Below are 17,769 nucleotides of genomic sequence, written 5' to 3' on the forward strand. Positions count from 1 at the left end.
TAAGTGTGTGAACGTACTACCATCACGCTAATTGCGAGTATCACTAAATCGACTCAACGACAGACATAGCAAGTTTGAACGGTAAGCGGGTCTCTCGTTTTATCAAAACAATTGAAACAGGGGAATACTTTCAATTAAATATCTATACCATAATAACTTTCTCATGGGTTTCGAAGGTAGCGCAAAAATAATACTATAAACTGACGTCCTGTAAGGGGTAATCAATAACAGTCACTATCTGAGTATTGGTCACCTGGCTTTTAATCTCAGCACTTTGACCAAAGTAAGTCTGCAAACGCTCAGCTTGAACATAAAAGTTCATATGCTGACGCAAATCATGGTTAATCATTAGAGTTTTCTTAGGAAGCTGAATATTAATAGTGATAATCACACGATGGTGATGCCAGATGACAGTGATATCAATGTAGATAGCCTCAGTCGTCATTTCAACCACACTAAGCATCATTCTTTCCAGAATACTTTGTAAGGTCAACGCTGTGATGACCATATCGTACATGACATCCTCATCGGGCAACTGCCATTGTACATATAGCTTATTCGATAAACGACTGTATTCAATAGCCAAATAGTGCTCGCAGAGGGCGATCTCTTCTTCAAAGCTAATCTCACGAGCACCATTAAAGCTGGCACGAAATAATGCTGAAGCATGCTGTAATAGTTGGGAAGCTCGTGCTGGATTAGTTTCAATAAGTGACACAAGCGTATTGATGGTATTGAATAGAAAGTGCGGAGTAATACGCGCTTTTATCATATCGTTTTGCGCTTTCAATTTACGCTCAAACGATTGCTGGAGAGCGTGCATCTCACGATAACGACCCAAAAAATATAATAAAAATGCCAGAGTAAACCCAGCAGTAACCATAAGGTCAAAGATTACTTCTAGGATGAAGCCCTGCAGATCATAGTCAACCCAGCCGATGTTTATCATGACGAGCAGGACTAAAATCATTGAAACCGTAGACGTCATCATGAGTATTGCTAGAACATAGACACTAGCCTTAATTATGCTCGTGCGCCTCAGTATGGGACGTAAATAATCCACAATAAATAATGCAGGCATGATGCATAAGGTATTTTGTACCATTCGGATCGTGAAACTGATCATAAATTCTGACCAACTTTCTAAATCATGACGGTCAATCACCGTCACGAATAGCGACCAGAAAAAAAGGTAAGCAAGCCACTGCCAAGGCTTCATAACATCCATGAGCTTAGGAATAAAAAACTCTAAACGCTCTGCTAGCAAGGTAACCTCATCCTTTGCTATACTTGATTTCTTATTCTCTTGACTAGCATTATACTGATATGAACGCCAATTCTTCAAAACGTAGTAATCCTGGATTAAATAAAAAAACGCCTGTCTCTGATTTTAGCACAGATGACTCTCTAACAAGTACCACAAAACCAAGCGACTCGACAAGTAGTCAGGGTCAGCAAATGTGGGGTGGGCGCTTTAGCGAAGCCACTGACAGCTTCGTTGCTGCCTTCACTGCCTCTGTTGGTTTTGATCAACGCTTTGCTAAGCACGACATTCAAGGCTCGATTGCCCATGCAACCATGCTTAAAGAGTGCGGCATTCTAACTAGCGAAGAAGTGAGCATCATTATTGAGGGGCTTGAGCAAGTCTTGCAGGAGATTGAAGCCGGAGAGTTTGAGTGGTCTATCATTCTTGAAGACGTGCACATGAATGTTGAATCCCGTCTGACCAATATCGTCGGCGCAGTGGGTAAAAAACTACACACTGGACGTAGCCGTAATGATCAGGTCGCCACAGACATTCGTCTATGGTTGCGTGAAGAAACTGATAACATCATCGCGCTCTTGGTCCGCTTACAAAGCGGCTTGCTAGATTTGGCTGAGCAGCATACTGATACTATTATGCCTGGCTTTACCCACCTACAAACAGCGCAACCCGTTAGCTTCGGTCATCACGTGATGGCTTGGTTTGAAATGCTATATCGCGATACTGAGCGGCTGGTTGATGCACGCCGCCGTATCAATCAAATGCCGCTTGGCAGTGCTGCACTCGCTGGCACGACCTTTCCAATTGATCGCACGATTACTGCTGACCTGCTTGGCTTTGAGGGTATTTGTCCGAACTCATTAGATGCGGTATCAGACCGAGATTTTGCGATTGAATTTACCTCAGCCGCTTCAATCTTGATGATGCATATGTCACGTATGAGCGAAGAAATCATTCTATGGATGTCGGCGCAATTTAACTTTGTACAGATACCAGATCGCTTTTGCACTGGCTCATCCATCATGCCACAAAAGAAAAATCCTGATGTGCCAGAGCTGGTACGTGGTAAAACGGCACGAGTCTTTGGTCAGCTAACAACATTACTCAGCCTGATGAAAAGCCAGCCACTTGCTTACAATAAAGACAATCAAGAAGACAAAGAGCCATTGTTTGATTGTGTCGACACCTTAACGGGATCACTATTGGCATTTGCTGACATGCTACCAAATATCACGCCAAATAAAGAAAACATGCGCGCCGCTACCATGAAAGGTTATGCAACAGCGACTGATTTGGCAGATTACTTGGTACGCCACGGTGTGGCATTCCGAGATGCGCATGAAGTAGTCGGTAATGCCGTCGCTCTGGGGATCAAAGAAGGCGTGGATTTAAGTGATTTATCACTAGAACAGCTGCAGCAATTCAGTGATGCGATTGGCGAGGATGTCTTCGACTATCTAACGCTAGAAGGCTCACTGGCCGCTCGTGACCACTTAGGCGGCACTGCACCTAACCAAGTGAAACAAGCGGTCATTAATGGTCGTTCACGCCTAAAAGTCTTTGCTTAATCCAGCTAGATTACGACATCATTCATACTGAGCATAGGCGTCGAAAATAGAAGCTGACAAAACACCCGCTATCCATGCGAGTGTTTTGTTCTTATATAACGGACTTCGTTTAACAAATTGCTTAGCTATTGGAAGCAAAATTATATGAGAAGTTTCAAACGATAGACTGTGAGCTTTACAATGAAATAAAACCTCTGGTTGTCACGATGTTGCTTTCTACACATCTCATAGCCTTTCACACGATACTTTTTCATACGACACTCTTTCACACGACTAACGTGACAACCGTTGCTAAATCAGCCAAGACCGTTATCATAGATAGATATCAATCTCTCACCAAATCACTTATAGTTAGTCGATTGAATTCCGAGAACCCCATTCTGCTGTCTTTAGTAGGCTGACTATATTTAACAATACCAATAAGGAGCCTCTTATGACTGAGACTTTTAACCCACAAGCCAATACCGTTTTTTGCCGTAAATATCAAAAAGAACTGCCAAAAATGCCGCACCCACCTTTCCCAAATAAAAAAGGTCAAGAGCTACAGGATACTGTCTCTGACAAAGCATGGAAAGAGTGGCTCGAGCAGCAGACCATGCTGATTAATGAAAACCATTTGAGCATGATGGATCCTGAGGCCAAAAAGTTCTTAACTGAACAGCGTGACAAGTTCTTAGATAATGAGGATTATGAACGCGCTCAAGGCTGGACGCCTGAAAGCTAAGTGATGCTAACTTGTTATTCTTGCGCACATCATCGTTCAAGTGTTGACGTGCGCAAGATTGCTAAGACAAATAAAAACGCGCTATTAAATATAGCGCGTTTTTTAATGATACAGATCACAATCGATGTTGTCACCATTAGTGACGTTTAATCAGCTCTATTGGTGTCTGTTGAGTCAACATCCTGTGTTGCCGTACTGCTGATTTTACGCTCTTCTAGACGTTCATTGGCATCTTGTACGGCCTTTTCGACCATTTCATAGTCTGCGTGGCGCACGTCTTGACCACTAACATAGTTGATCACTAGCTCGGCGATATTTTGTGCATGGTCGCCCACCCGTTCGAGCGCACGCAATATCCACATGATACTGATCACTTTTGACACATGTCGTGCATCTTCCATGATATAAGTCATCAAAGAACGTGTCGCAGTCTGATACTCTTCATTGACCAACTCATCACTGCGCATGACTTCAAGCGCCAGATCGGCATTGGACAGGTTAAATGCTTCTAAAGCATTATGCAACATGAGACGCACTTGGTTGCTTAAATGCTGAACTTCCGCATAACCATACGACGAGCCATTTTCTCCCGCCGCTTTTTTCGCCATATAGGCGATTTTGGTTGCTTCATCACCGATGCGCTCTAAATCCACGACCCCTTTACTAATAGACATCACCAGTCGTAAATCATTGGCCGTTGGCTGACGCTTGGCGACTAATAACAAAATATGCTCATCGAGTTCAACTTCCATCTGGTTGACATCAACGTCCATATCGATGACTTCTTGTGCCAATGTCTCATCTTGGTCCATAAGCGCATGAATCGCATTGGTAACTTGGTTGGCTGCTCTATCACCCATATATAAGAATAGACGAACCGCTTCACCGATATCCTGATCGAAGCTTTTAGAGATATGCTTGTCATTTTGCATAGGATGTATTTCCTGACTTTCTTTTTTAAATGGCAAGATAGTTTCAATTATTGAAAATCACACTCATCAATTGAGCATCAATGCCAAGCTCAACGTTAGCCATATCGGCCGGTAATATAATCTTCTGTCGCTTTTTGTGCAGGTGCGGTAAAGATCTGATTGGTCTCACCCATCTCAATCATGTCGCCCAAATACATATAGACCGTATAGTCAGATACTCGTGCCGCTTGTTGCATGTTGTGCGTGACGATAGCGATGGTGTAGTCGTTTTTCAGGTCTTCGATAAGATCTTCGATCGCACCAGTTGATAGTGGATCAAGTGCAGATGTCGGCTCATCAAGTAAAAGCACTTCAGGCTTGGTCGCGACACTACGAGCGATACATAGACGTTGCTGCTGGCCGCCTGATAATGATAAACCTGACGCTTTGAGCTTGTCTTTTACTTCTGGCCATAGTGCGGATTTTTTAAGCGCCCATTCAACTCGATTGTCCAGTTCAGCTTTGCTTAGCTTTTCATAGAGACGAACACCAAATGCGACATTATCATAGATAGACATTGGAAAAGGTGTTGGCTTCTGAAATACCATACCTACTTGAGCACGCAGTAGATTTACGTCGATGTCTTTATCTAAAATATTTTTGCCATCTAAATTGATGTTACCTTCTGCTCGCATGCCTGGATATAAATCATACATACGGTTAAAAGTACGCAGCAAAGTAGATTTTCCGCAGCCAGAAGGACCAATGAAAGCCGTCACTTTTTTATCAGGAATATCGATGCTGATATTTTTTAATGCCTTAAAATCACCGTAATAGAAACTCAAATCACGAATTTCTAGTTTGGCCGGAGGCATATCTTTAGGGATATCTGCAAGCGTTTGCTTGGTTAGACTTTCAGTCACTGGCTGATCCGATTTCGTTGCCGCTGTTGGTTGAGTTAACAACTCCTCTGTCGTTGTAGTGCTATTAGTTATAGTGCTATTAACAGTTTCAGTTGTCTTACTGGCTTTGTCTATGACGTCATTCATAATATGATCCAACCTAGCTTGATGAATATAAATTTAAGTAAATACCGTATATAAGGTGATATGGCGCTTGTCTTTATTTGCTCTCGCCTCGATTGCCGATAAACCTTGCTAAGACATTTAGCAATAATACTGAAGCAGTAATAAGCAATGCGGCAGCCCACGCTAGTGCGTGCCAATTGTCATAAGGACTCATCGCAAACTGATAGATAGTATTCGGTAAGTTGGCAATTGGCTGGCTCATGTCAGTACTGAAATACTGGTTGTTGAGCGCGGTAAATAGCAATGGCGCAGTTTCACCTGTAATTCTGGCAAAGGCCAATAGCACACCTGTGGTCAGTCCAGCTTTGGCTGCTTTGATCGTGACTTGCGTGACCATTTTCCACTTGGGTGTTCCCAGCGCATAAGCTGCTTCACGAATACTATTGGGCACTAAGTTGAGCATGTTTTCAGTCGTACGTACGACCACAGGAACAACAATCAACGCCAATGCCAATGAACCTGCCCAACCAGAGAAGCTTTTACCTTGTACCATCAAGGCATAAATAAAGAGACCAATCACAATAGACGGTGCGGATAGCAAGATGTCATTTAAAAAGCGAGTCACTTTTCCAAGCATACTACCTTGAGAGAACTCAGATAAATAAATACCTGTCATCAGACCAATCGGTGCACCAACAAACAGTCCTGAAAATGCCAACATAACAGAACCAACAATGGCGTTGCGTAAACCACCGTCGCTCATAGGAGCTGGCGTATCGGCAGTAAAGATGGGCATTTGCACCATGCCTTGGAAACCCTCAATAAAGAGCGTGATCAAAATCCAAAACAGCCACACCAAACCAAAAACCATTGCTGACATCGCAAAGCCTAAACCAAGTCTGTTGCCCCAGCGGCGCTTGTTATAGAGGCTTTCGTTATATCGACTCTTGAAACTTGTATCAATCGATAACGGTACATTAGTTGCATCAACCGCATTATTCGTAGGCATAGCTCTCACTTCCCTCGTTTTCCATTTAATCACAGTCTGTTATCACTGTTTATCTTATAACCTGCCAGACGCCGTAAAAATTTACCTAAAAAACATATGTTTATCGGTTGCCAGCTTTCTGGTCTATGCGCATGAGCATGAGCTTCGCCAAAGACAGCACAATAAATGTGATGATAAATAAAATTAAGCCTAGATGTAGTAGCGATGCCACATGTAAATCACTTGATGCTTCAGCAAACTCGTTTGCCAACGCAGAAGTAATTGTCACACCGGAGGTAAATAAACTGGGCGAGATATTAAAGGCATTACCAATTAAGAAGGTCACTGCCATCGTCTCACCTAACGCACGACCAAGCCCTAAGATCACACCACCCACGACACCCGCTTTGGTGTACGGCAAAATAATCTTAAACATCACCTCCCATGTCGTAGCGCCCATGCCATAAGCAGACTCTTTGAGCAGGTCTGGCACTACGGAGAACACATCACGCATGGTAGCCGCGATAAAAGGTATGATCATAATGGCTAGCACTAGAGAGGCTGTGAACATACCAAGACCCATCGGTGCACCAGCGAATAGCTTACCGATAACCGGTAAAGGTCCTAGGTTTTCGATAAACCACGGCTGGACGTTATTACCAAACCAGGGAGCAAACACAAACAAACCCCACATACCATAAATAATAGAAGGAATACCTGCTAATAACTCAATGGCAATACCAAGTGGTTTTTTTAGAAACTTTGGGCACATCTCAGTCAAAAATATCGCAATACCAAAGCTGACTGGTACAGCGATTAAGATGGCGATGAACGAGGTCACGAGCGTACCGTAAATAGGCGCTAGCGCACCATATTGATTGTTGACCGTGTCCCAGTTATTGCTGGTATAGAAACCTAAACCAAACTCTTGAATGCTCGGCCAAGCACCGACAATTAAGGAAACTAAAATACCGCCCAAAGATAGCAACACAAGGATGGCAAAAGCTTTGGTCGCGTTGACGAATAAAAAGTCGTTGCGTTTTTGTTTAGCGAGTTGGGACCTTAAATCATTCATAAGTGTCTCAGCATTAAATAGGATTTAATTCAGTTCGAAATAAAATCAGTTCGAAGTACAAAAGCGATGGTTCAAACCTTCACAAAATCATTGGGTTTTATCACAACAAACTGAGCATTGGCGAATAGCGCTATCAATCGTAAGAGATCAATTTAATGCTTAGCCCTACTTCTCAGCTTTCTGTGATAAAACCTCTCAAATAACTACCGGAGAATAGTTATTTAAGAGGGTGACTCTAAAGCTACTCAACATTAACCTAATAGGTTATTGAGCTGACGTATAAACGGGCCGTCCATCGCTGCCCTGAACTTCATTCCATTTGTCTTTGAATAAAGCAACAGCGGTATCAGAGAAAGGAACAAAATCAAGCTGCATTGCGCTATCGTCGCCTTGAGCATATGCCCAGTCAAAGAAGTTCAACGCGCCAGCGACTTGCTCTGGGTTTTCTGGATTTTTATGAACTAAGATGAACGTTGCAGCGGCGATTGGCCATGCTTGATCCGTCTCAGAGTTGGTGATGACTTTATAAAAGCCTTCTTGCTGTGACCAGTCGATATCACCTGCAGCGGCAAACGTTTCTGCTGAAGGCTGTACGAAGTTACCAGCAGCGTTTTGCAGTGCAGTGTGTGACATGTTGTTTTGCTTAGCGAAAGCATACTCAACATAACCGATAGAGTTATTCATACGGTCGACGTAACTTGATACGCCTTCGTTACCTTTACCACCAGCACCAGAAGCAGCGGTTGGCCACTTAACTGTTTTATCAACACCAACGGTGTCTGCCCAATCCGTTGAAACTTTGGCCAGATAATCAGTGAAGTTAAACGTCGTGCCTGAGCCGTCTGAGCGGAATACAGTAGTAATAGAAGCATCAGGAAGCGTTAAGTCTGGGTTCATTTCAGCGATAGCAGGATCACTCCAGTTGCTGATTTTGCCCAAATAGATATCTGCTAGCGTTGTACCATCAAGTTGAAGCTGACCTGGTTCTATGCCTTCAATGTTTACAATCGGTACCACACCGCCAATAACGGTTGGAAACTGAATAAGATCTGATTCTGCTAATTCTTCAGGAGTCATCGGCGCATCAGAAGCACCAAAATCTACTGTTTTTGCTTGGATTTGTTTGATACCACCAGAAGAACCAATAGACTGATAGTTAACCTGACCACCAGTTTCGCTATTGTAATCAGCAGACCATTTGGCATAAATAGGTTGCGGGAACGAAGCGCCTGCACCAGTTACATTCATAGAAATGTTTTCAGCAGACTGAAAGTCAGATGCTGAAGTAGAGGATGTCGTGTTAGTTGTCGTTTCAGCCGCTACAGGAGCGTCACTGCTGTCAGCAGCTTGCTCTGCAGTTTCGGTTGATTGATTACACGCCGTAAGCACTAGTGAACAACTAACGGCAACTGCCAATAACGAATAACGCATTTAAGTCTCCTAAGGTTGGTATCATGATACAAAAGAACATTGTTGGTTACATGCGGGACATGTTGACAAGGTTTTATGACAATTTAATGACAACCCTAGGATTCTTTTATTTGCTTTTAAATATTATGAAACTCGAATGTGTTTAACACCAAGACAGCAGTACTGCTCGATCAATACCAACGGTAATTATCAAAGACAAATAATAGGAACCGTCGCCAACCAAACCAAATCACCGATAAGACACCAACACGCTCTAAAAAATCCGCAAGGAGAAGCTGATCTCACACAAATGCAAGACTTCTATATATGAATTATGAATCGCACTTTAGAGGTGTTTCATCAGACTGAACCATCTAGAGTTGCCTGATTTATACATATGCCAATTAATGACATACCCTATCCCTCGTGGCTGAACTTTGTTACTATAAAGCTGATTCACAACACTGACAGACTCGGGGTGCGGTGTGCAATTGGTCTGCTTGATTAAAGCAATCACCTTTGTACATTCGCTGAGATATCACCCGCCGAACCTGATGCGGTTAGTACCGACGCAGGGAAGTCTCAAGCACTTTGTTATTTGTGGCAAAAGACGTGCAGAAATGCCTTTCTATCTATCATCATTACTCGTTTAGTGTGCCTCGTGCTTCACTCGCAAGTAATGAATACCGATACAAAGCTGCGTCCAAGTTTCGATGAAAATTATCCACGACTACGTCGCTTATTAATGTAGCTATTAACTTAACTCGCAACTTAATTAATAGCTCAATAAACTAGTAACTTGGTCGCGTATTAATACTCATAAGCTGAATTTGCCTAAACGATGGATGCTATCCCGCAGCTACTGGCGGTGTTGCTTTTATTCAAAAACCAACACGCTAGGACAGCATATGACTCTCTCTCAAGCCTCATCATCAAACAAATCATCGTCAAACAAATCAACGGTGTCAGCTAAGAAAGCCGACGCACTCAAGACGCCAGCCCATCGCAACGCTAAAGACTCTCGATTTGAAGAAGATGCTCGCGACCTACACCGCACCTTACCAGCCTCTCAAAAAGTCTATATCGAAGGCTCAAGACCTGATATTCAGGTGCCGATGCGCGAAATAAAGCTGGACCCGACGCCCATTCAGAACGTCCCTGAAGCAGACTGGGAACAAAATCCGCCATTCTATGTCTATGATACCTCTGGTGTTTACACCGACCCCAATGTTGAGATCGATTTGACAAAAGGATTGCCCAAACTACGTGAACACTGGATAGCAGAGCGCGGCGATACCGAGCAGTTAAGCGGTCTCTCTAGCTCATATGGACAAGCGCGGGAACGCGATATCACGACAGCCAATCTGCGTTTTGCTCATATTGATAAACCACGCCGCGCTAAAAATATCGATGGCGACGCGGGTAATGTCACCCAGATGTATTACGCCCGTCGCGGTATTATCACACCTGAAATGGAATACATCGCCATTCGCGAAACACAAAAGCAGCATGAGCTGACTGACATGCGCCAACATGCCGGTGAAAGCTTTGGTGCAAATACTCCGACTATTATCACGCCTGAGTTTGTGCGCAGCGAAGTAGCAGCAGGACGCGCCATTATTCCGAATAATATCAATCATCCAGAATCTGAACCGATGATTATAGGTCGTAATTTTTTGGTGAAGATTAATGCCAATATTGGTAACTCAGCGCTAGGATCCTCTATCGATGAAGAAGTATCAAAAATGACATGGGCGACACGTTGGGGTGCTGACACCATCATGGATTTGTCCACTGGTAACCATATTCATGAGACCCGTGAGTGGCTGATTCGCAATTCACCTGTACCCATTGGTACCGTTCCCATTTATCAAGCACTAGAAAAGGTTGACGGTGTCGCAGAAGATTTAACGTGGGAGATATTTCGCGATACGCTCATTGAGCAAGCAGAACAAGGCGTTGACTATTTCACCATTCACGCAGGTGTTTTACTACGCTACGTACCACTGACGGCAAACCGCTTAACAGGTATCGTCTCTCGTGGTGGCTCTATCATGGCGCAGTGGTGTCTTGCTCATCACAAGGAAAGTTTCTTATACACTCATTTCGAAGATATTTGCGAAATTATGAAGCAGTATGATGTGGCGTTTAGCTTAGGCGACGGCCTCCGTCCTGGCTGCTTACAAGATGCCAATGACGAAGCACAGTTCGGTGAGTTGCGTACGCTGGGTGAGCTGACACAAGTAGCATGGCAGCACGATGTACAGGTGATGATCGAGGGTCCTGGCCACGTGGCGATGAACCGCATTAAAGAAAACATGGATCTGCAACTTGAGATGTGTGCAGATGCGCCTTTTTACACATTGGGGCCGCTAACCACGGATATTGCACCCGGTTATGATCATATTACCAGTGCCATTGGGGCGGCGATGATTGGCTGGTTTGGCACCGCCATGCTTTGTTATGTCACGCCAAAAGAACATCTTGGTTTGCCAAATAAAAAGGACGTCAAAGACGGCATCATTACGTATAAAATCGCCGCCCACGCTGCCGATCTAGCAAAAGGGCATCCAGGCGCACAAGCTCGCGATAATGCCTTGTCCAAAGCCCGTTTTGAGTTCCGCTGGGATGATCAGTTTAATCTAGCACTCGACCCTGATACCGCTCGTGAGTATCATGACGAAACCTTGCCAAAAGATGCGCATAAATCAGCGCACTTCTGCTCGATGTGTGGTCCAAAGTTTTGCTCGATGAAAATCACCCAAAACGTGCGAGAGTATGCGGCAGGTTTGGATAACGACGCTGCCAATAAAAATAAAAAAGTCACACCGCAAACAGGCGACTTAGCCGATACTGGTCACGCGATTAAAGCCGTAGAGACTGAGCTGGTCGGACAGGTGGGTGAAGGCAGCTTAGATGAAATCCATAAAGGCATGGCTGAGATGACGGAAAAATACAATAGCGAAGGTCGTCAGTTGTACAAAGAAGTGTAAATCAAAAGGTTTAACTTTCTTAAAACCTCAGTGCAAAAAAAGCTCTACTAATTCATTAGTAGAGCTTTTTATTTCAAACTAATTTATATCAATAACAGCGTGCATTACACCTTAGACGCTTCATAGATTTCGCCAATCGATGAATCGATTTTAGTAGCAAACTCATCATCACTTTGCTGCTTACTCAAGCCTTCGGTAAGCGCACGTGAAAAGCTTGCAATCATACCTGGGTTTTTCTTCAATCTATCACAAGCTTCGCTACGGCTATAGCCACCAGACAATGCCACGACCTTGAGTACTTTCGGATGTTCGATTAGCTCTTGATAAAAGCCCGCTTCTTCTGGCAATGTCAGCTTTAACATAACTTGCTGGTCGTCGTTTAAACGATCCAGATTACGCAAGATATCTGCTTTTAATAAAAACTCGCAATCCTGCTTTTTAGCACTGTCGATATTCACTTCTGGCTCAACGATTGGCATAAAACCTTTTGAGAGGATCTGCTTCGCCACATCAAACTGTTGCTGCACTACCAGCTCGATTCCATCAGCACTTGGCTCATAAACCACTGAGCGCATTTTTGTACCAAACACTGGATATTTTTTCGCTTTATCCAGTAATAAATCTAGGTTCGGCATCGGACGCATCGACTGCACACCATCCACTCTCTCAGCCAAACCTTTATCAACTTTTAAAAATGGTACGATATTTTTGTCTTCCCAAAGGTAGTTTGCTGTTGGCTTACCATTAACCTCTCGCTCCATGGTGTCTTCAAACAAAATCGCACCAAGTACACGCTCATTATCAAATGGTTCGCACGTCATGATGCGTGCTCGCATCTCATGTACTAAGTCAAACATTGCCTCATCATTGTTATAAGCATCACCAGTTACACCGTAATTTTCAAGTGCTTTCGGCGTACTACCCCCGCTCTGATCAAGGGCAGCAATGAAGCCTGAACTATTTTTTATACGCTCTAATTGTTTTTGGTATGCCATTGGAATATATCCTATTTAGTGGTTGATAGCTCTCTAGTGGTTATGTCGCATTATTATAATATGTCCGCTCAACGGCTCGTGTCTTCAGCCCATAAACTTGCCGCTCACAGCTTCATCATCTTGTGACATCATTTTGACTGCCTGTAACTCTATCATAGGATACACAGCATGCCCATGTTGCAAAAGTTACAAATAAATCAGCGACCGCTTTTCTTCAAGGTACTGTTAATTCAGAAACGGTGATTACATCAAAACTCATGCTAAGAATAGCACAGCCACACAGCCCACCGCCAATAATAGACCCAACATATTGATACGGTTCAGCTGCTCTTTAAAGACACCAACCCCGATCAGTGTTGCTACTGCGATCACCCCTACATTCATACCAGTAAACACAATACTTGGTGACTCAGACATGACTTGATGAGCACGTACATATGCATAAATATTACCCATATTTAGTGCCCCGAGTAACAAACCAGCGATTAGCGCATTACCCTGCCAACGCACCCGTGTGAGCAGCAAATAAATAAACAACAGTAAACCAGCCATACCAAAACTAACAAACAACGTCAGCGGAAAAGCAGTACCTTGCTTAGCAACTTGCTTAAAGAGTATGTCAATAATGCCATAACCCACCCACACACTGAACAACCAGACCGGAGCTCGTGTCGCTTGCTTGCTGCCATCAGCATGCTGCGGGCGATAGACCAAGGTACCTAGTGCCAAAAGCCCTAACAACAACCCAAACACACGCGTGCCAGTCAGCACTTCACCAAACAATAAAAACGCTGCTAAAATAGGAATGATAAGTGACAGACGCTGAGCGGCATCGGTTGCGACCATGCCAACTGACTCAATCGCACGACCCAGAACGACAAACACCGCTGGCAACAATACACCCAACGCGATAATGATGCCCCAAGCATTACCAAGCGCACTCAGACCACTAAAATCTGGTTTCAACAAAAACCACGTCAGCAAAAAAGCCACTGGATAACCCGCCACAATGGTCTGACGAATATCGATATTTTTTTGACGTAGTATTTTGAGCAGCACTGATACAGCGACACTACAAAGTACCGCTATCATTAAATACATCATAAATGTGTGCCCCAAAATAATAAGATTAAACGCTCAGTCGAGCTAAAGTCGGATAAATATAGAAGTGTAACAAAATATTTCTTATACAGCAAACTATTTATAGGCTGTTGTCTACTTGCACAGTGTACACCATCCATGGACTGCTAATTACAATTAGCATGTCGCTCTGACTGTGAAGTTTGTTAAAATAGCGAACCATCCTAATGACAAAAGTAAAGATTCAAAATAACGACTGACTTGGTCGATTTTGGCGTACTGCTATTGATGTTTTTGACTGCCTATGAATGCTCTATTTCGTTTCTTTGAAAGCCGCTTACCTGCCTTTCCTGATACACCCATGCCTTTGCCGTCGCCTCGTGATGGCATGCTAAAGTTCTTGTGGGGCTGTACCAAAGGCTTACGTGGCTGGTTGCTGCTGTTTATGATTTTGTCAGCCGGTATTGGTGTTTATGAAGCAATGCTGTTTGCTTGGATTGGTGACATCGTCGATTGGCTGGGAATCTATACACCGCAAACTCTGTGGATCGAAAAAGGCGATATGCTGCTATTGATGCTAGCGGTGATGATACTAAGCCCATTCTGGATTGCTTTATCGTCGTTTATTCACTTTCAAACCTTGCAAGGCGTATTTCCCATGCAAATGCGTTGGCGTTTTCATCAACGCATGCTCGGCCAGTCGATGCAGTTTTATCAAGATGAATTCTCTGGTCGCGTCTCTGCTAAGGTCATGCAAACCGCTCTAGCCGTGCGTGATACCGTGATGACAGTGACTGATATGTTTATGTATGTCACGGTCTACTTCATCACCAGTGGCGTTATTTTATTTAACTTAGACAGCTTATTGCTAATACCTTTTATCGCTTGGTTCGTTTTAGTCGCACTAACCATATGGTACTTCATTCCCAAACTAAAAAAGACAGCTATTGTACAAGCCGATGCTCGTGCTTTGATGACTGGACGCATCACTGATGCTTATGCCAATATCATGACTGTCAAGCTGTTTAGTCACTCACGTCGTGAGCTGGGCTATGCCAAAAACGCCATGGGTCAGTTTTTGGGAACGGTACATGCCCAAATGCGCTGGGTCAGTTATCTTGAGTTTTCAACCCACCTTATCAGCGTGATTTTGGTCAGTAGCACTGCCGGTATTGGTCTATATTTATGGTACCAAGGCGCTGTCGGTGTCGGTGCGATTGCCGCAGCGACTGCGATGGCATTGCGTCTAAACGGTCTGACCCGTTGGATTATGTGGCAAACCGCCAGTCTATTTGAGAGCATCGGTACGGTACAGGACGGCATGCGTACGTTGTCTGCGCCGCAAACGATCGTTGACAAGCCCAATGCTGCAGCTCTAACTGTCACTGATGGTCATATTGTCTTTGACCACATAGATTTTAGCTACGAAAGTGACCATCCCGCTAGTGCAGATACAAGCCTCGATAAAGTCACTTCGACTGAAAATGCGGTTCAAACTTCATCGATTAAACTACTGGATGATTTTTATCTGGATATCAAACCAGGTGAAAAGATCGGACTGGTAGGTCGTTCCGGTGCGGGCAAGTCCACTTTGGTCAACTTATTGTTGCGCTTTTTTGATGTCGATAAAGGTAAAGTATTTATTGATGACCAAGCAATCGACGAGACCACTCAAGAATCTCTACGTCAGCAGATCGGCATGGTGACCCAAGATACGTCCTTACTACATCGCACCATTCGTGAAAACATCGCCTACGGTCGCCCCGATGCTTCGGATGAAGCAATTATCACGGCCGCCAAGCAAGCGCAAGCATGGGATTTCATCAAAGATTTATATGATGATAAAGGCAATGTTGGACTCGATACACAGGTGGGTGAACGTGGCGTCAAACTATCTGGCGGACAACGCCAGCGTATCGCTATCTCACGTGTTATGCTAAAAAACGCGCCCATTTTATTGCTGGATGAGGCAACTAGCGCACTTGACTCTGAGATTGAATTCGCTATCACTGAGAGTCTCAATGACATGATGACTGGCAAAACAGTCATTGCCATTGCGCATCGCCTCTCTACTATTGCTGCACTTGATAGGCTGGTGGTGATGGATAAAGGCCGTATCATCGAGCAAGGCAGCCATGATGAGCTGCTGGCCTTAGATGGCGTTTACGCTCGATTATGGCAGCGCCAAAGCGGCGGTTTCTTAGGTGAGGACGGCTAGTTCACGTGCAATACACCCTAAGCCAAAACCGCCTAAGGCAAGACCGCTAGTACTTATAAAATCACAAGGAAGTGTGTACGGTATGGAAACCTTTTCAGAGCAAATCAGTATCAATGGTCAACAGGCACGCTACTACAATATCAGTGATATTAATCCATCGACAGCGCTCAAAATCTCACGTCGCCCTGCCCACTTTTATGGTGGCAATGGCTTTACTGTCGGCACTTACTTGCCACTACTCAGTGAGCTGGCGACGAACTTTGAGATAACCGCACTCGCTATGCGTGGCTATTGGTACGATAAACCGCAGCACCGACGCCTCACTCGTGAGCAGGACGCGGACATGCTCATTGAGTTTTTGGAAAAAACTCAATGCAAGCCAATCATTGGTATTGGTCATTCACAAGGCGCCACGGCCACTGCTATCGCAGCTGCCAAGCGCCCAGAACTATTCTCAGAATTATATCTGATTGAACCGGTGACGTTCACCAAACGACAAGCAACACTCTACAATCTATTGCCACGTAAGCTTTTGTCGACCCAAGAGCCTTTTAAAAGCACTCAGAAAAAACAGTCCACGTGGAACAGTATCAACGATTACTATCACTATCTGCGAGCGCAGCGTGCCTATAAACGCATCAGCGATGAACACTTGCACATCTTCGCCGAACAAAGCTTAGCGAAAAACCCAGATGACAGCCACACACTGATATTTGCGCCAGAACAAGAACTTGCCAGTTATTTTGATGCGCCATATATTGATGCTGCTCTTAAACAGCTAAGCTGCCCTTACACGCTGATTACCGGCAAGCCCACTTTATTTATCAATGACAAAGTCCGTAAGCAATGGCAAAAATTCGTCCCTGTAGACAGCTTTATATCTTTGCCCGATTATGGTCATTTACTGCCGATGGAAGCGCCTGAGTTATGTGCTCAAATCATTTGTGAGCAGTTTGATAAGCACAATTTACCTAACACGCAAGCCTCCTGATGACCGATCTCTTTTCTCCTAAGCCGACGGATAACTTATTACCTTATGACGGAAAATTGAACGATCTTGGGCAGGTCATTGATGATCCTGAGAGCCTCTATGAGGCTTTACTCACCGAACTGCCTTGGCAAGCCGATGTCGTAAAATTAGGTGGTGTATCAAAAAGTATGCTGGAGTAATAAAAGAAGGGTGACAGCCGAAGCAAGATGATATATTTGAGGTTATGAAGACACAAATACAGATCGATTGCCCCGACTGTCACAGTCCCAGTTTAAAGAAAAACGGCAAAAAAAGCTATGGCAAGCAGAACTACCAGTGCAAGGACTGCAAACGTCAATTCATTGGCGACCATGCCTTAACTTATCATGGCTGTCACTCTAAAATAGAAGACATCATACGGCTAATGACGGTTAGAGGTTGCGGCGTCAGAGACATAGCCGTTATAGCCTCTATTAGTATTGGTAAAGTCCTTAGCACCATAGGCTCATCGGTCTATAAGATTACACCTAAAAAGCGCTATTATG

The 17,769-nt window shown here is 44.1% G+C and carries 15 protein-coding genes and 1 riboswitch; of the genes, 7 read left to right on the forward strand and 8 right to left on the reverse strand.

The window, feature by feature from the left end:
* Positions 1–193 precede the first annotated feature (193 nt).
* Positions 194–991: a histidine kinase gene (locus tag L0J61_RS02380; RefSeq protein ID WP_301464719.1), complete on the reverse strand. Its 798-nt coding sequence runs from the start codon at positions 989–991 to the stop codon at positions 194–196.
* Positions 992–1,458: 467 nt separating this feature from the next.
* Here L0J61_RS02380 and argH point away from each other — a divergent pair, with 467 nt between their 5' ends.
* Positions 1,459–2,832: an argininosuccinate lyase gene (gene argH / locus L0J61_RS02385; protein WP_301464732.1), complete on the forward strand. Its 1,374-nt coding sequence runs from the start codon at positions 1,459–1,461 to the stop codon at positions 2,830–2,832.
* A gap of 433 nt (positions 2,833–3,265) precedes the next feature.
* On the forward strand, positions 3,266–3,556 hold the full coding sequence (locus L0J61_RS02390) for an oxidative damage protection protein (RefSeq protein ID WP_301464720.1): 291 nt from the start codon (positions 3,266–3,268) through the stop codon (positions 3,554–3,556).
* A gap of 146 nt (positions 3,557–3,702) precedes the next feature.
* Here L0J61_RS02390 and phoU read toward each other — a convergent pair whose 3' ends face one another.
* From phoU to pstS, 5 genes are all read right to left on the reverse strand, one after another.
* Complete coding sequence (gene phoU, locus L0J61_RS02395) at positions 3,703–4,488, reverse strand: phosphate signaling complex protein PhoU (protein ID WP_301464721.1); 786 nt, start codon at positions 4,486–4,488, stop codon at positions 3,703–3,705.
* Between the two features lie 95 nt (positions 4,489–4,583).
* Positions 4,584–5,516 (reverse strand): phosphate ABC transporter ATP-binding protein PstB, encoded by a 933-nt coding sequence (gene pstB / locus L0J61_RS02400; protein ID WP_301464722.1) that lies wholly within the window; start codon positions 5,514–5,516, stop codon positions 4,584–4,586.
* A gap of 73 nt (positions 5,517–5,589) precedes the next feature.
* Positions 5,590–6,504, reverse strand: a complete 915-nt coding sequence (pstA, locus tag L0J61_RS02405) for a phosphate ABC transporter permease PstA (protein ID WP_301464723.1) — start codon at positions 6,502–6,504, stop codon at positions 5,590–5,592.
* 100 nt (positions 6,505–6,604) lie between these two features.
* Positions 6,605–7,558, reverse strand: coding sequence for a phosphate ABC transporter permease subunit PstC (gene pstC, locus L0J61_RS02410; RefSeq protein ID WP_301464724.1), 954 nt, complete (start codon positions 7,556–7,558; stop codon positions 6,605–6,607).
* A 264-nt stretch (positions 7,559–7,822) separates the two neighbouring features.
* The gene (gene pstS, locus L0J61_RS02415; protein ID WP_301464725.1) at positions 7,823–8,989 is read right to left on the reverse strand and encodes a phosphate ABC transporter substrate-binding protein PstS; all 1,167 of its coding nucleotides are present in this window, start codon (positions 8,987–8,989) and stop codon (positions 7,823–7,825) included.
* Positions 8,990–9,432: 443 nt separating this feature from the next.
* Positions 9,433–9,563, forward strand: a riboswitch (TPP riboswitch).
* A gap of 313 nt (positions 9,564–9,876) precedes the next feature.
* On the opposite strand from pstS, the gene thiC reads away from it, so the two are divergent.
* A complete protein-coding gene (thiC, locus tag L0J61_RS02420; RefSeq protein WP_301464726.1) occupies positions 9,877–11,961 on the forward strand; it encodes a phosphomethylpyrimidine synthase ThiC in 2,085 nt (694 codons plus the stop codon).
* A 104-nt stretch (positions 11,962–12,065) separates the two neighbouring features.
* Here the strand turns inward: thiC and L0J61_RS02425 are convergent, their stop codons facing one another.
* Positions 12,066–12,956: a fructose bisphosphate aldolase gene (locus L0J61_RS02425; protein ID WP_301464727.1), complete on the reverse strand. Its 891-nt coding sequence runs from the start codon at positions 12,954–12,956 to the stop codon at positions 12,066–12,068.
* Between the two features lie 255 nt (positions 12,957–13,211).
* Positions 13,212–14,060 carry an EamA/RhaT family transporter gene (locus L0J61_RS02430; RefSeq protein WP_301464728.1) on the reverse strand — a complete coding sequence of 283 codons (849 nt, stop codon included), beginning with the start codon at positions 14,058–14,060 and terminating at the stop codon, positions 13,212–13,214.
* A 280-nt stretch (positions 14,061–14,340) separates the two neighbouring features.
* Here L0J61_RS02430 and L0J61_RS02435 point away from each other — a divergent pair, with 280 nt between their 5' ends.
* The 4 genes from L0J61_RS02435 to L0J61_RS02450 form a co-directional block, all read left to right on the forward strand.
* Entirely contained in the window at positions 14,341–16,254 is a 1,914-nt protein-coding gene (locus tag L0J61_RS02435; protein WP_301464729.1) for an ABC transporter ATP-binding protein, read from the forward strand.
* 82 nt (positions 16,255–16,336) lie between these two features.
* On the forward strand, positions 16,337–17,245 hold the full coding sequence (locus tag L0J61_RS02440; RefSeq protein WP_301464730.1) for an alpha/beta fold hydrolase: 909 nt from the start codon (positions 16,337–16,339) through the stop codon (positions 17,243–17,245).
* Positions 17,245–17,424: a hypothetical protein gene (locus L0J61_RS02445; protein WP_301464731.1), complete on the forward strand. Its 180-nt coding sequence runs from the start codon at positions 17,245–17,247 to the stop codon at positions 17,422–17,424. The genes L0J61_RS02440 and L0J61_RS02445 overlap by 1 nt, the downstream gene beginning before the upstream one ends.
* A 44-nt stretch (positions 17,425–17,468) precedes the next feature.
* The coding region (locus L0J61_RS02450) for an IS1 family transposase (RefSeq protein WP_367651940.1) at positions 17,469–17,769 on the forward strand (301 nt) is incomplete at its 3' end.

This window comes from Psychrobacter sp. (genome assembly GCF_030457785.1).
GTDB lineage: Bacteria > Pseudomonadota > Gammaproteobacteria > Pseudomonadales > Moraxellaceae > Psychrobacter.

What these genes read in the sequence shown, in the direction of transcription:
- thiC (WP_301464726.1), top strand. Translation starts at nt 9,877, where the DNA reads ATGACTCTCTCTCAAGCCTCATCATCAAACAAATCATCGTCAAACAAA.
- L0J61_RS02435 (WP_301464729.1), top strand. Translation starts at nt 14,341, where the DNA reads ATGAATGCTCTATTTCGTTTCTTTGAAAGCCGCTTACCTGCCTTTCCT.
- pstS (WP_301464725.1), bottom strand. Translation starts at nt 8,989, where the DNA reads ATGCGTTATTCGTTATTGGCAGTTGCCGTTAGTTGTTCACTAGTGCTT.
- L0J61_RS02430 (WP_301464728.1), bottom strand. Translation starts at nt 14,060, where the DNA reads ATGATGTATTTAATGATAGCGGTACTTTGTAGTGTCGCTGTATCAGTG.
- L0J61_RS02440 (WP_301464730.1), top strand. Translation starts at nt 16,337, where the DNA reads ATGGAAACCTTTTCAGAGCAAATCAGTATCAATGGTCAACAGGCACGC.
- L0J61_RS02390 (WP_301464720.1), top strand. Translation starts at nt 3,266, where the DNA reads ATGACTGAGACTTTTAACCCACAAGCCAATACCGTTTTTTGCCGTAAA.
- phoU (WP_301464721.1), bottom strand. Translation starts at nt 4,488, where the DNA reads ATGCAAAATGACAAGCATATCTCTAAAAGCTTCGATCAGGATATCGGT.
- argH (WP_301464732.1), top strand. Translation starts at nt 1,459, where the DNA reads ATGTGGGGTGGGCGCTTTAGCGAAGCCACTGACAGCTTCGTTGCTGCC.
- L0J61_RS02445 (WP_301464731.1), top strand. Translation starts at nt 17,245, where the DNA reads ATGACCGATCTCTTTTCTCCTAAGCCGACGGATAACTTATTACCTTAT.
- L0J61_RS02380 (WP_301464719.1), bottom strand. Translation starts at nt 991, where the DNA reads ATGATGACGTCTACGGTTTCAATGATTTTAGTCCTGCTCGTCATGATA.
- L0J61_RS02425 (WP_301464727.1), bottom strand. Translation starts at nt 12,956, where the DNA reads ATGGCATACCAAAAACAATTAGAGCGTATAAAAAATAGTTCAGGCTTC.
- pstC (WP_301464724.1), bottom strand. Translation starts at nt 7,558, where the DNA reads ATGAATGATTTAAGGTCCCAACTCGCTAAACAAAAACGCAACGACTTT.
- pstA (WP_301464723.1), bottom strand. Translation starts at nt 6,504, where the DNA reads ATGCCTACGAATAATGCGGTTGATGCAACTAATGTACCGTTATCGATT.
- pstB (WP_301464722.1), bottom strand. Translation starts at nt 5,516, where the DNA reads ATGAATGACGTCATAGACAAAGCCAGTAAGACAACTGAAACTGTTAAT.